Raw genomic sequence first — 14,213 nt, 5'->3', positions numbered from 1 at the left:
GATGGTTCTCTTAGGAACGTTGATCAACGCGGTTTTGATTGTAGTTGGAACATTCATTGGCCGGGCACTTCGAAACATTCCTGAGAAGATGAAAGAAACGGTAATGTATGCGATTGGCCTGGCAGTCGTGGTTCTTGGCCTGCAAATGGGCTTTGAAAGCCAGAATTTCATCGTAGTGATTATCAGTCTGGTCTTGGGTGCTGTAATCGGTGAATGGATGAATTTAGATGGCAAGTTGAATGATTTTGGCCACTGGCTGGAAGACGTGATGGGTGCGAAAAAAGAAAGCAAAGGCAGTATTGCCCAAGGCTTTGTTACAGCCACCCTTATTTTTGTGATTGGCGCGATGGGAATCATCGGCGCTTTGGAGAGCGGCCTCAGCAATGAACATGGCGTATTGATTTCCAAAGGGCTGATTGATGGTTTTACATCGATTATCTTGGCGTCGACGCTTGGAATCGGCGTCATGCTCGCCGCTATTCCCGTATTTGTTTACCAAGGGTTGATCGCGTTGTTTGCGACGCAGATCAGCTTAATCATTCCGGATGCTGCGCTTGATATGTTCATCACGGAAATGACCGCAACAGGAGGCGTCATGATTGTGGCCATTGGCCTAAACATGATCGGCCTGACGAAAATTAGAGTTGCCAATTTGTTGCCTGGAGTTTTGGTTGTGGGATTAATTGTTACGGTGATCTATAAGATGAACTTAGGTTAACCGGAGGTAGGAAGGTGTTAAAATGGCTACAGATACAGTAGCAAATGCAGAAGCAGCAGTGGCACAGGGGAAGAAGATTCTCTTGGATGAAGCCATGTGGCTAAATATTGGATTTGTATGTATAAAAGTGTTTTTGATTGTGGTAGCAGCCGGCATTATTGTAAGACTAGCAAAAATGCTGATTCGCAAAACATTCGCAGTGCGCATTAAAGGGCCGTTGAAATACAATGAACGGCGGCAGCAGACGATGTCGAAGCTGCTTGAGAATGTCGTGGCGTACGTGGTGTACTTTATGGCGATCATTGCTGTATTGTCCGCATTTACGATTGATATTACCGGGTTGATTGCCGGGGCGGGGGTACTTGGCCTGGCTGTCGGGTTTGGCGCGCAAAACTTAGTGCGCGACGTCATCACTGGATTTTTCATCATTTTCGAAGACCAGTTTTCAGTCGGTGATTTTGTGCGCATCGGCCCTGCAGAAGGGACGGTTGAAGAAATCGGTCTGCGGACCACAAAAGTAAAAGGGGCTACAGGAGAGCTGTTTATCTTTCCAAACGGCAATGTAACCGACGTCGTCAATTTCTCGGTTCATAATTCCATTGCAGTTGTAGATATCAATGTCGGCTATAATGCCGACATCAACCAAGTGGAACGGTTGATTCAGGAGTTTTTAGACACCGTAGAAGAAAAATACGAGCAAATCATCAAGCCGCCTGAGTTTTTGGGGGTGCAAAGTTTAACGCCTACCGAGATGGTGGTGCGAGTGATAGCAGAAACTTTGCCAATGCAGCATTTTGCTGTGGCTCGCGGGCTTCGCCGTGACTTAAAGGAATACTTAGACCAGAACAATGTAGAAGTACCGCTTCCTCATATGGTTATGATGCAGCGTCCTGTTCAAAAATAATACATCCGTTATTGCCAAAAAGTAATGAAGGAGACAAAACGATGGACAAGAAGGAATATGGTCTGAATGATGTCGTGGAAATGAAAAAAGGGCATCCTTGCGGGGCAAATGCCTGGAAAATCATCCGCATGGGCGCAGATATCCGCATCAAATGCGAAGGCTGCCAGCACAGCGTCATGATTCCACGCGTTGAATTCAACAAGAAAATCAAGAAGGTTTTAGTGAAATCAGAAGAAGAATAAAAGAAAACCTTATAGGAGTATAAAGACAATACTTATATAGGAATAGTAATGAATTTATATAAGTTTTGAAAAATGGACAGAATGATATTTCATTCCTATAATGGAATGGTTGCTTAAAAAATAATTCGTTTTAGATAAAGGAAAGGTCGTGAATCCTTTGGCATTAACTGCAGGGATTGTAGGTTTACCAAACGTGGGGAAATCCACATTATTCAACGCTATTACTAAAGCGGGGGCTGAAGCAGCCAACTACCCGTTCTGTACGATAGATCCAAACGTCGGGATTGTAGAAGTTCCGGACGAGCGCTTAAACAAATTGACAGAACTGGTAGTGCCAAAGAAAACCGTGCCGACGGCTTTTGAATTCACAGATATCGCCGGCATCGTAAAAGGCGCCAGCAAAGGGGAAGGGCTTGGGAACAAATTCCTGTCGCACATCCGCGAAGTGGATGCAATCGTTCAAGTCGTGCGCTGCTTTGCTGACGAAAACGTTACGCATGTCTCCGGGAAAGTTGATCCGATTTCAGACATTGAAGTCATTAACTTGGAACTGATCCTTGCGGACATGGAAAGCATCGAAAAACGAATTGCCCGTGCTGCTAAATTAGTGAAGCAAAAAGACAAAGATGCCGTTGCGGAAGAGCCGGTATTGATGAAACTCCGTGAAGCATTTGAAGCCGGAGATTTGGCGCGTTCAATCGATTTCACTGAAGATGAATTGCGCATTGCGAAAAACTTGAATCTGCTGACATTGAAACCGATGCTTTACGTATCAAACGTGGCAGAAGATGAAATTGCCGATGCAGAAGACAACGAATACGTACAGAAAGTGCGCGACTATGCAGCTCAGCAAAATTCAGAAGTCATCGTTGTTTGTGCGAAGATTGAAGAAGAAATGGCTGAACTGGAAGATGAAGAAAAAGAAATGTTCCTGGAAGAGCTGGGCATCAAAGAATCTGGTTTGGACCAATTGATTAAAGCTTCGTATAATTTGCTTGGCCTTGCTACTTACTTTACTGCCGGCGTGCAGGAAGTGCGTGCTTGGACATTTAAAAAAGGCATGAAAGCCCCTCAATGTGCAGGCGTCATCCACTCGGACTTTGAACGCGGATTTATCCGTGCAGAAACAGTGGCTTATGAGGACCTGATCGAAACAGGATCCATGGCTGCTGCCAAAGAAGCCGGAAAAGTGCGCCAAGAAGGAAAAGAATATGTGGTACAAGACGGAGACGTCATGCTCTTTAGATTTAACGTTTAAAAGTGAAGGCGCCCGTTCCTTTTCGACAGGCCATTCAATAAGATAAGCAAGTCCGAAAACGTAAAGACCCCTTAGCCATGGATAAAACTAAAAATGACCGGATGCCTAACCGCATTCGGTTTTTGAATAGGAGGATTAAAATGTTATTATTTGTATATGGAACATTGAAACGCGGCGGCAAGTACCACGATTATCTGGGAGAAGCAGCATTGGAAGCAGAATACGCAGTAGCAAAAGGGGATCTCTATGATACCGGGCTTGGCTATCCTGCAATGGATATAAACGGCAAAGGCAAAGTTCAAGGGGAAGTCTATGACATTCCAGAAGCGCTTTGGCCGGCAATCGACTACCTGGAAGATTACTCAGGCGGAGCTGCCACAGACCTTTTCAATAAAGTGAAAATCGAAGTGGAAGCGGACGGGAAAGTGCTGCAAACTGTCGTCTATGTAGCCACCATGAAAGAACAATTAAAAGAAAAAGTAGAGAGCGGCAACTGGGATGTATTAGCAGTTGAAGGCGCATACTGATTCATATAAAAAAGCGTTGATCATCGATCAGCGCTTTTTTGATTGGGATTTTGTTCATATATATGCAGCCGCGGCAATTCCGGATCGTCCAGCACCCAGGCATCGTTGCGTTCTTTAAGAAGCGCCCGGTACATGTAAAAGTCGCCGATGGCACCGGCAGCGAGCATGGCGCCAAGCAGGGCCAGCACCTGGCTGTCCAGCCAGAAGCCGAGGGCAGTCGGAATGACAGCAGTGGTCCAAAAAGGAAGCAGCAGCGCTTTTTTCATAGCTTTGTTGCGAAGAGCGGTAGTTGTAGTGGCATAAGCAATGCCCAGCTTTAAATTGACGCCGTACTTTAAGGAAGCAAGCGTTGCTTTGCCAAAGAGCATAAAGCCGATCAGATGAAACGCTTCATGAAGCACAATCAGGGCGATATAGCCGAACACAAACAGCAGCACGCCCGTTAAAGAAAAGCGAAACGACAACGGTTCAGCCATGTAATGGTAGGCAGCGGCAAAAAGAACCACTAAAAGGACATTGATCCATAATGCCTTTGGCGCGATTTCTTCCATCTTCAGTTCAATGGTATGCGTCGGTTCCATCCAATCACTTCCTTCGTTAATTGCTTTCAGTATAGCCCATTCATGGTTGAAAAACATGCTTGCGGGGCATCTCCAACTGTGATACAATACATTGATGTGAGTAATAATATGAATTGCTTGCTCCTTGCCCGCTGGAATCAGCAGGGCCCAAGTCCATGAGGAGGTGACAACACGATGAGAGAGTATGAATTAATGTACATCATGCAGCCTGCAATTGAAGAGGAAGCGAAAAAAGCGCTAGTTGAGCGTTTTAACGAGATCCTTACTTCAAACGGTGCTGAAATCATCGAGTCGAAAGAGTGGGGTAAACGTCGTTTAGCTTACGAAATCAACGATTTACGTGAAGGTTTCTACCAAATCGTAAAAGTAAACGCTGGTTCTGAAGCTATCAACGAATACACACGTCTTGCGAACATTAACGAAGACATTATCCGTCATATCGCTGTACGCAAAGACGCGTAAGCATATGAAGCTGTAAATATTGACTAAAGGAGGTTGAATTCTGATGATTAACCGAGTTGTTTTAGTCGGAAGACTGACAAAAGATCCTGATCTTCGCTATACTCCAAGCGGAGCGGCGGTGGCCCGTTTTACACTTGCTGTAAACCGTACCTTCTCCAATGCGCAAGGCGAAAAGGAAACGGATTTTATCAATTGTACTGTTTGGCGCAAACAAGCTGAAAACACAGCGAACTTCCTGAAAAAAGGAAGCTTGGCAGGTGTGGAAGGCCGCATTCAAACCGGAAGCTACGAGGGACAAGACGGAAAACGCGTTTATACGACTGAAGTAGTCGCAGACAGTGTTCAATTCCTTGAACCGAAAAACTCTGGGGCTAATGCAGATCGTTCACAAGGACAACAGCCGTCCTATCAGCAGAACAATCAATCGCCAAGTCAGCAAAACTATACGCGTGTAGACCAGGATCCATTCTCAAGCGGCAGCGGCCCGATCGAAGTATCGGATGACGATTTGCCGTTCTAAGACGGACTGGACTTGCGATGAACGAAAAATTCTACTAAAAGGGAGGTAATTCGATATGGCACCACGTCGCGGAGGAAAGAAACGCAAAAAGGTTTGTTATTTCACTTCTAACAACATTACATTCATCGACTACAAAGATACTGACTTGTTGAAGAAATTCATTTCTGAACGAGGAAAAATCTTGCCACGTCGTGTTACAGGCACAAGCGCTAAATGGCAACGCAAGTTGACAATCGCTATCAAACGCGCTCGTATCATGGCACTTCTACCGTTTGTTGCGGAAGAAAGATAATAAAGAAAAGCGGAAGCGCCCGTGTAGATTCGACGGGCATAAGACGAACCGGCGAAGTGGCGCTCTTTGCCGCATAGCCGGGTTGGCTTATGACCCTAGAATCTGGGCGCTGGAGTCTGGACACAGACATACTTCTTTCAAATTAAAGAGTATATTTTCTTTTATCAAGAGGAAAGACCGGGAAACCGGTCTTTTTTTTGTGCCCAAAATCGGCTTGCTCTTTCTTCCGGAACTTCCCTTTTTTGTTCCAAAACCTTAATCATGTTACAATTATAAGGATGAAATCAACCCGAAAGAAGGGGAAAAACAAGCAAATGCAAAATCAACAAACCAGTCAACTTACTCAAGGGGCATTGATGGCAGCCGTCTTTACTGTATTGTTGGCCATCTCTGTTTACGTGCCTCTTTTAAATGTCGTCACGACATTATTTTTAGCGGTTCCAATCGCCTGGTACAGCGCAAAGTATCCGTGGCAAGCATCGGCTCTATTTTCAGTGGTCTGTTTGATCTTATCGGCGATTGTCGGCGGTTTGCTCGCCTTGCCGATTGCGCTGATCCACATTCCGCTCGGCCTTGTCATCGGCTTGTCGATCTATCGTAAAAAAAGCAAGCTGTTCATGTTTATGGCTTCAAGCATTGTGCTGCTATTATCGGTGATGCTTCAGTATATAGCATCGATCTGGCTGTTTGGCATCAATGTAATCGAAGAAATGATGACCGCGATGGAAGCGTCTTTTAAACAGACCAGCGTCTTAATGGACCAGGTCGGTGCTTCTACGGAAGAGTTCAATAAAATGGCCAATCAGCTGACGCTGACGTTTGAGACTTTGCTGCCGGCTTTGCTGGTGCTGTCGGTTTTCATATCGGTATGGCTGTTGCTGCTGATTCTGCTGCCTGTATTAAAGCGCCTTGGCATTGAAGTTCCAAAATTTCCGCCTTTTCGGGATATGAAATTGCCGAAAAGTGTATTATGGTATTATTTAATTGTTTTGCTCGTTTCGCTGCTGTCAGATTTGCAGCCGGGAACGATGCCTTATATGATTTTCATGAATGCATCCGTTGTTCTTCAATTCCTGCTTTTCCTGCAAGGTGTATCTTTTTATCATTTTTACATCAAGCAAGAAGGCTGGCCGAAGTGGGTGGCTGTTCTTGTAACGATTCTGGCATTTCCATTGCAGTCGTTTACGAGCATTGTCGGAATTGTGGATCTCGGGTTTGATATCCGGGGATGGGTAAAACGGGCACATGACTTCAAAGGAAAATGAGGAGCTGAAAAGAAATGTCGGCTTTTTTTAGACAAAGAAAACTTCGACTCCCTTTATTGGCGCTGCTGATACTTGGCTTGGCAGCGGCAATTTTGATCTCACTGAGGTCAGAATGGGTAGGAGGCATATTCATCATTCTTTTCGGTGCACTGTTTGTCTATGCCTGGGTTACCGAAAAGCGGGTGTACGAAGCAACCGAAAAACATATAGAAACGCTGTCTTACCGGATGAAGAAAGTCGGTGAAGAAGCGCTGCTGGAAATGCCAATCGGGATTTTGCTGGTCAATGAAAACTTCGATATTGAATGGGCAAACCCTTATATGACATCGATGCTGGAATACGACACATTGATCGGGGAATCCCTTTACAGCTTATCGGATGAATTTCAGACATTGGTGAAATCCGAAGAAGCCGGGGATATGATCATTGCTCTTGGCGAACGCAAATACCGGGTTTATTACAAAGCGGATGACCGCTTGTTTTATTTATTCGATATTACGGAACAAGTGGAAATCGAAACCTTGTATTACGCCGACCGGACAGTGATCGGCATCTTGTTTATCGATAACTACGATGAACTGGCCCAAGGGATGGATGACCAGACGCGAAGCAATTTGAACAGCCTCGTGACGTCGCTCATCAATGAATGGGGTGCGCATTACGGCATTTTCGTCAAACGGATTTCGTCAGACCGGTTCATGGCTGTTTTCAATGAGTCCATCCTAAAAGAGCTGGAGCTGTCGAAGTTCGCCATTTTAGACGATATCCGGGAAGTGACATCAAAAGACAATTTGGCGCTGACGCTGAGCATCGGGGTAGGTGCGGGATCCGCATCGCTTGTCGAACTTGGCAGCATGGCGCAGTCCGGCCTCGATTTGGTGCTCGGGCGCGGCGGCGACCAAGTCGCGATCAAAAACCCGAGCGGCAAAGTGAAATTCTACGGCGGCAAAACGAATCCGGTCGAAAAACGGACACGGGTGCGGGCGCGCGTCATTTCACATGCGCTTCGTGATTTGATCCAGGAAAGCGACCACGTTTTCGTCATGGGCCATAAATTGCCGGATATGGATGCCATCGGGGCAGCCGTCGGTGTATCAAAAATGGCGGCGATGAACAAAGTCAAAAGCAGTATTGTGCTGGATTTCAATGAATACGACCGCTCGGTTATGCGCCTGATGGAAGAGATTCGCCAGGACGACGAGCTGTTTGACCGGTTTATCACACCGGAAGAAGCGCTGGCCGAAATGACGGACAATTCCCTGCTGGTCATTGTGGATACCCATAAACCGTCGATGGTGATCGACGAACGGGTGCTTCAGCGGATGGAACGAGTCGTTTTGATCGACCACCACCGCCGCGGAGAAGAATTCATCACCAATACGATGCTTGTTTATATGGAACCTTATGCATCATCGACCGCGGAACTGGTTACCGAGCTGATTGAGTATCAGCCGAAACACGAGAAGCTGTCGATGCTGGAAGCGACGGCCATGCTTGCGGGCATTATCGTCGATACCAAAAGCTTTACGCTGCGCACCGGCGCCCGAACGTTTGAAGCCGCTTCTTATTTGCGTTCGAACGGGGCCGATACAGTGCTTGTGCAGCGTTTGTTGAAAGAAGACCTGGATACGTACGTCGAACGTGCCAAAATCGTTCAGACGGTTGAATTTGTCGGCAACGGCATTGCAATTGCCCGGGGTGAGGCCGGACGGATCTACAGTCCGGTATTGATTGCCCAGACGGCAGATATCCTGTTAACAATGAAGGACGTTAATGCGTCATTTGTGGTTGCAGAACGCAGCGAAGGCGGAATCGGCATTTCAGCCCGCTCGCTGGGTGAAGTCAATGTCCAGATCGCCATGGAAAACCTTGGCGGCGGGGGCCATTTAACCAATGCAGCCACCCAGATGCCTGGCGTGACGATAGACGAAGCAATCGCTCAATTGAAACAAGTGATAACGGAACAGTATGAGGGAGGAAAAGTGGAATGAGAGTAATATTTTTGAAAGACGTAAAAGGCAAAGGCAAAAAAGGCGAAGTGAAAAACGTAGCAGACGGCTATGCACATAACTTTCTGTTGAAAAACAACTTGGCGAAAGAAGCGGACCAAGCGGCGATCAGCCAATTGGCCGGCCAGAAGAAAAAGCAGGAAAAAGAAGCAGCCCAGGAGCTGGAAGATGCAAAAGCGCTGAAAGAAAAACTGGAAAGCCTGACAATCGAACTGAAAGCGAAATCCGGTGAAGGTGGCCGCCTGTTCGGTTCCATTACGACCAAACAAGTGGCGACAGCGCTTGAAAAAGCACACGGCATCAAACTGGACAAGCGCAAGATGGAATTGGACGACGCCATCCGTGCTCTAGGCTACACGAACGTTCCGGTTAAACTGCACCAGGATGTCACGGCTACGCTTAAAGTCCATGTAACAGAAGAAGCGTAAGCCCATGAACCAAATGAACGAAACAATAGATCGCGTCCCTCCGCATAACCATGAAGCCGAGCAATCGGTTATTGGGGCCATCTTTTTAGAACCGCAGTCGCTCATTTCCGTGGCTGAAATTGTCATGCCGGAAGATTTTTACCGCATCGCGCACCAGAAAATCTTCCAGACCATGCTCAATTTATCGGACCACGGCAAAGCGATTGATGTTGTAACGGTTACAGAAGAGTTATCCGCCAAAAAAGAACTGGAAGACGTCGGCGGCCTGTCGTATTTGACGGAAATTGCCAATGCGGTTCCGACCGCGGCGAACGTGGCGCATTATGCCCATATCGTGGAAGAGAAATCGCTTCTGCGACGCCTTATCCGCGTAGCGACTTCGATTGTGGAAGACGGTTTTACGCGCGAAGACGAAGTGCAGGCGCTGCTTGCTGAAGCAGAGAAGAAAATGATGGAAGTGTCGAGCCGGAAAAATGCCGGCGACTTTATTCACATCAAAGATGTTTTAGTAAAGACTTACGACAACATCGAACTGCTGCATACCCGCAAAGGCGACGTTACAGGCATTCCTACGGGCTTCCGGGACTTGGATAAGATCACGGCAGGGTTCCAGCGAAACGACCTCATTATCGTAGCTGCACGGCCTTCTGTCGGTAAGACAGCTTTCGCGTTGAACGTGGCGCAGAACGTTGCCACCAAAACGGATGAAAACGTCGCGATTTTCAGTCTCGAGATGGGTGCTGAACAGCTGGTTATGCGTATGCTTTGTGCGGAAGGAAATATCGATGCACAAATCATGCGGACCGGAGCGCTCCAGAACGAAGACTGGCGGAAACTCACGATGGCGATGGGCAGCTTGTCCAACGCCGGCATTTTTATCGATGATACGCCGGGAATCCGGGTCAATGACATCCGTGCGAAATGCCGCCGCTTGAAGCAGGAATACGGCCTTGGCATGATCATGATCGATTACCTTCAGCTGATCCAGGGACCCGGAAAATCCGGCGAGAACCGCCAGCAGGAAGTATCGGATATTTCCCGCTCGCTGAAAGGCTTGGCGCGGGAACTGGAAGTGCCGGTTATCGCCCTTTCCCAGTTGTCCCGTGGCGTTGAGCAGCGGCAAGACAAACGGCCGATGATGTCGGATTTGCGTGAATCCGGATCGATCGAGCAGGATGCCGATATCGTTTCTTTCCTGTACCGGGAAGATTACTACGACAAGGAAACCGAAGACCAGAACATGATTGAGATCATTATTGCCAAGCAGCGTAACGGCCCGACCGGAACGGTTAAATTGGCATTTGTGAAGGAATACAATAAATTCGTCACCATTGACTGGAGCCAGCACGAATCCGGCGGTGACTTTTAAAAAACACGAACGTATGAATGCGACTATGCATTCATCGTTCGTGTTTTCTTGTATTTTTCATTGACTTGGAGCCCTTTGCTTGGTACAATTGAGTCTGTTGAAACAAGGGCATAAGCCTAACGGAGGTGCGGACGATGACATCAGTCGTAGTAGTAGGAACGCAATGGGGAGACGAAGGAAAAGGGAAAATTACGGATTTTCTATCCGAACACGCAGAAGTAATTGCGCGTTACCAAGGCGGCAACAATGCCGGACATACCATCATTTTCGGCGGCGAAACGTACAAGCTGCATTTGATTCCATCAGGGATTTTTTACAAGGACAAAATTTCAGTGATCGGCAACGGTATGGTAGTGGATCCGAAAGCTCTTGTAAAAGAACTTAAAGCCTTGCATGCACGAGGCGTCACAACTGAAAACCTGCGCATTTCCAACCGCGCACACGTCATTCTTCCTTACCACATCAAGCAGGACGAAGTGGAAGAAGCAAGACGTGGAGCCAACAAAATCGGAACCACAGGAAAAGGCATCGGGCCTGCTTATATGGACAAAGCAGCGCGTGTCGGCATCCGCATGGCGGACCTGTTGGATCATGTTGTGTTCGAGGAAAAGCTTCGCATGAACTTGAACGAGAAAAACCGGATGTTCGAGAAGTTTTATGAAACGGAAGGATTCACGGTTGAAGAAATCATGGAAGAGTATTATGAATATGGTCAGGAAATTGCAAAGTATGTAACCGATACATCAAAAGTATTGAACGATGCCATCGATGACGGCCGCCGCGTTCTTTTTGAAGGTGCACAAGGCGTGATGCTGGATATCGACCAAGGTACATATCCATTCGTTACTTCATCAAACCCGGTAGCGGGCGGAGTGACTATCGGTGCCGGCGTCGGCCCGACAACGATCCAGCACGTCATCGGTGTATGTAAAGCCTATACATCACGCGTCGGCGACGGTCCGTTCCCGACGGAATTGTTTGACGAAGTCGGTCAGCAGATCCGTGAAGTCGGCAAAGAGTACGGCACAACAACAGGACGTCCGCGCCGCATTGGCTGGTTCGACAGTGTTGTTGTCCGCCATGCAAGACGCGTCAGTGGATTGACGGATTTGACGGTTAACTCGATTGACGTATTGACAGGCCTTGAAACGGTGAAAATCTGTACCGCTTACCGCTACAACGGCGAGTTGATCACAGAATACCCGGCAAACCTGCGCATGCTGGCAGATTGCGAACCGGTCTACGAAGAACTTCCAGGCTGGTCGGAAGATGTAACGAAATGCAAATCTTTGGATGAACTTCCGGAAAACGCACGCCATTACTTGGAGCGCATTGCCCAGTTGACAGGCGTCCAGATTTCCATCTTCTCAGTTGGTCCAGACCGCAACCAGACGAACATCGTAACAAGCGTTTGGCGTTAAGAAGCACTAAGGGAAATTGAATAGTAAGAGCTGAAACGAAATCCGTTTCAGCTCTTTTTTTTGTGGTTAATAACGAATTTAACAGAAAAGACACATTTCCCCTAGTATTTCCAGGATGTAATATGACAAATATTACAGAAAAGCGATAGGAAAACGTGTTTTATTGAAGTTAAGAAAAAAAGATCGTTACTTTTCGCATGCAAGAAAAGAGTCGCTTCCTTGCTCTTTCTCGGCTTTTTAGAAGGATTTGGCAAGAATGCTTCAGTTGGATTACAGAGCTGGAAATCGGCTAATTTACAGGCAAATTGTGCTAGAGTGGGAAAGGTTCATTTAAATCAAACGAAAGCCAGCGGGCTTTACATAGAAGCAAAAGGAGTTACCGAATATTTATGAAGAACATTCAACAACCGGCAGCCGGCCGGACGTTTTTAAAGGCAGCTGCCGCTTCGGTATTGTTGCTGACAGGGCTCAGCTTCACACCGGTATTTGCAACGTCTGAGAACAAGCACAGCCTTCAGCCGGTTTACCACTTGTACAATGATGGACACTACCTGGGCACAGTTTCGGACGACCAGGCAGTGGAAAACATGATAGAAGAAAAACGCAGCCAGCTTCAGCCGCAATTTGCCGCGTTGGAGCTGGAAGTGGACGAAAGCTTCAATGTGGTTGAAGAAAAAGTGTTTGAACGCAGTTTGCCAAATGAACAGGAAATTTTGGCAGCAGCTGCTAAAGAAGTGGAAATCCAAGCTTCCGCTTTTGCATTATCGGTCAATGGCCGGGAAGTGCTTCAAGTGAAAGATCAAGCGGCGTATGAGGCCTTGATCCAGCATTTGAAATTGACCTACGCCACACCGGAAGAGCTGGCCGCCTGGGAAGAGCGGAAGCAGACAAATGCCCCTTTGCCGGAATTGGAGCCGGGACAAGCGAATCTTATCGATTTAACCATCACTAAGAACTTGTCGGGAGCTGCGAAACAGGCAAATCCGGCGGGTGTCATGGAACCGGACCAGGCTGCGAAATACTTGCTGACCGGCGAACGTTCTTACACGGTTCGTGAAGGCGATGAAGCCGAAAAGCTGGCTTATGCGTTCGGGATGAAAACAGAAGAGCTTGCGGCTTTGAATCCGGGCATCAACCTTGCTCAATTAGCACCTGGCACACAGCTGAATGCATCAGCAGCCGAACCTTTGGTGACGGTGCAAGTGAAAAAACAGCAGAAACAGATTGCGCTGATTCCGCATAAGTCTCTAAAAGAAGACGATCCCAAGTTAATAAAGGGCGAAACGAAGCTCAAGCAGCAAGGGAAAAACGGCAGAAAGCATGTTACTTCAGCAGTGGAAACCGGCAACGGCCAGGAAATTTCGAGAGAAGTCGTAGCAGAGCAAGCCACATTGGAGCCGATTGACCATATCGTTTCAACCGGCACGATGCCTCCTCCGTCAGTCGGCACCGGGACATTTGCGTGGCCGGCAGAAGGCGGCGAAATCACCAGCAAAAGAGGCCATCGCTGGGGGCGTCTTCATAACGGCATCGACATTGCCCGTTCAAGCGGACCGGCCATCAAGTCGGCCGACCACGGCGTAGTAAAAGCGGCCGGTGCGGCTGGGACATTCGGGAACCGGGTGGTTGTCGACCATCAAAACGGATTTGAAACCATCTACGCCCATTTGTCTTCGATTGACGTCAAAGCCGGAGACGTGGTCCCGCAAGGAACGAAATTGGGGAATATGGGAAATACCGGCCGTTCTACCGGCGTCCATCTGCATTTTGAAGTTTCTTTGAACGGCGTTACGCAAGACCCGTTAAAATATATTAATAAATAATCTGAAGGCCGGACGCTTTTTAGCGTTTGGCCTTTTTCAGTGTGCCCGGCATGGGCGTAATCTATAGGGTGCAAGTCCCGAACGGTGAAGGCAGAAGTAACCGTTAGCCAAGCGCAAGGGTGTCCACGGCGACGTGGAATCTGAAGGAAGCGGGCGGCAAACCTCCGGTCTGAGGAACACGAACTTCATACAAGGCTATGTGCGATTGGGTGAGTCTGCTGAACAAGGCAAAGCCCTTTCTGCCGAAGGTCGCATGCAGTAAATGAAGCAGATAGGTGGAGGGAAAGATTGCGTTCTTACCCGGGGAGGTCTGGTTGAAACGCCAAGTACCCTTGGTAACCTGCCCAGTGATGGGCAGCTGAACAACCAGAAGTCAGCAGAAGCCATAGTACCA

The 14,213-nt window shown here is 47.7% G+C and carries 15 protein-coding genes; 14 read left to right on the top strand and 1 reads right to left on the bottom strand.

From position 1 onward, the window contains the following. The first annotated feature begins 1 nt into the window (after position 1). The 5 genes from BLQ32_RS19145 to BLQ32_RS19125 all read left to right on the top strand — a co-directional run bounded on the left by BLQ32_RS19145 (position 2) and on the right by BLQ32_RS19125 (position 3,649). Positions 2 to 718 carry a DUF554 domain-containing protein gene (locus BLQ32_RS19145; protein ID WP_074511807.1) on the top strand — a complete coding sequence of 239 codons (717 nt, stop codon included), beginning with the start codon at positions 2 to 4 and terminating at the stop codon, positions 716 to 718. Between the two features lie 22 nt (positions 719 to 740). Further along, positions 741 to 1,622 carry a mechanosensitive ion channel family protein gene (locus BLQ32_RS19140; RefSeq protein WP_083335399.1) on the top strand — a complete coding sequence of 294 codons (882 nt, stop codon included), beginning with the start codon at positions 741 to 743 and terminating at the stop codon, positions 1,620 to 1,622. A 41-nt stretch (positions 1,623 to 1,663) separates the two neighbouring features. Next, positions 1,664 to 1,864 carry a DUF951 domain-containing protein gene (locus BLQ32_RS19135; RefSeq protein WP_074511805.1) on the top strand — a complete coding sequence of 67 codons (201 nt, stop codon included), beginning with the start codon at positions 1,664 to 1,666 and terminating at the stop codon, positions 1,862 to 1,864. Positions 1,865 to 2,021: 157 nt separating this feature from the next. Next, entirely contained in the window at positions 2,022 to 3,122 is a 1,101-nt protein-coding gene (ychF, locus tag BLQ32_RS19130; protein WP_074511814.1) for a redox-regulated ATPase YchF, read from the top strand. A gap of 140 nt (positions 3,123 to 3,262) precedes the next feature. Continuing rightward, a complete protein-coding gene (locus BLQ32_RS19125) occupies positions 3,263 to 3,649 on the top strand; it encodes a gamma-glutamylcyclotransferase family protein (protein ID WP_074511804.1) in 387 nt (128 codons plus the stop codon). Positions 3,650 to 3,669: 20 nt separating this feature from the next. On the opposite strand, the gene BLQ32_RS19120 is transcribed toward BLQ32_RS19125, so the two are convergent. Beyond that, a complete protein-coding gene (locus BLQ32_RS19120; RefSeq protein WP_036810880.1) occupies positions 3,670 to 4,230 on the bottom strand; it encodes a DUF3267 domain-containing protein in 561 nt (186 codons plus the stop codon). Positions 4,231 to 4,404: 174 nt separating this feature from the next. Here BLQ32_RS19120 and rpsF point away from each other — a divergent pair, with 174 nt between their 5' ends. The 9 genes from rpsF (at position 4,405) to BLQ32_RS19075 (ending at position 13,819) form a co-directional block, all read left to right on the top strand. Further along, positions 4,405 to 4,692, top strand: coding sequence for a 30S ribosomal protein S6 (rpsF, locus tag BLQ32_RS19115; protein WP_074511803.1), 288 nt, complete (start codon positions 4,405 to 4,407; stop codon positions 4,690 to 4,692). Positions 4,693 to 4,735: 43 nt separating this feature from the next. Further along, entirely contained in the window at positions 4,736 to 5,212 is a 477-nt protein-coding gene (gene ssb / locus BLQ32_RS19110; RefSeq protein WP_074511801.1) for a single-stranded DNA-binding protein, read from the top strand. 55 nt (positions 5,213 to 5,267) lie between these two features. Next, the gene (rpsR, locus tag BLQ32_RS19105; protein ID WP_036810891.1) at positions 5,268 to 5,504 is read left to right on the top strand and encodes a 30S ribosomal protein S18; all 237 of its coding nucleotides are present in this window, start codon (positions 5,268 to 5,270) and stop codon (positions 5,502 to 5,504) included. A gap of 314 nt (positions 5,505 to 5,818) precedes the next feature. Beyond that, a complete protein-coding gene (locus BLQ32_RS19100; protein WP_074511800.1) occupies positions 5,819 to 6,769 on the top strand; it encodes a YybS family protein in 951 nt (316 codons plus the stop codon). 14 nt (positions 6,770 to 6,783) lie between these two features. Next, on the top strand, positions 6,784 to 8,760 hold the full coding sequence (locus BLQ32_RS19095; protein ID WP_074511799.1) for a DHH family phosphoesterase: 1,977 nt from the start codon (positions 6,784 to 6,786) through the stop codon (positions 8,758 to 8,760). After that, a complete protein-coding gene (gene rplI, locus BLQ32_RS19090) occupies positions 8,757 to 9,206 on the top strand; it encodes a 50S ribosomal protein L9 (protein ID WP_074511797.1) in 450 nt (149 codons plus the stop codon). Before BLQ32_RS19095 ends, rplI begins: the two co-directional genes overlap by 4 nt. A gap of 13 nt (positions 9,207 to 9,219) precedes the next feature. Next, positions 9,220 to 10,575, top strand: a complete 1,356-nt coding sequence (gene dnaB, locus BLQ32_RS19085) for a replicative DNA helicase (RefSeq protein WP_036811890.1) — start codon at positions 9,220 to 9,222, stop codon at positions 10,573 to 10,575. 134 nt (positions 10,576 to 10,709) lie between these two features. After that, positions 10,710 to 11,996, top strand: coding sequence for an adenylosuccinate synthase (locus BLQ32_RS19080; protein WP_074511796.1), 1,287 nt, complete (start codon positions 10,710 to 10,712; stop codon positions 11,994 to 11,996). A 389-nt stretch (positions 11,997 to 12,385) separates the two neighbouring features. Then, positions 12,386 to 13,819, top strand: a complete 1,434-nt coding sequence (locus tag BLQ32_RS19075) for a M23 family metallopeptidase (protein WP_074511794.1) — start codon at positions 12,386 to 12,388, stop codon at positions 13,817 to 13,819. The last annotated feature ends 394 nt before the right edge of the window (positions 13,820 to 14,213 follow it).

The organism is Planococcus glaciei (assembly GCF_900099655.1).
GTDB lineage: Bacteria > Bacillota > Bacilli > Bacillales_A > Planococcaceae > Planococcus > Planococcus glaciei.
Note: the sequence above shows the minus strand (reverse complement) of the source record. Positions and strands in the feature narration are given on the sequence as shown.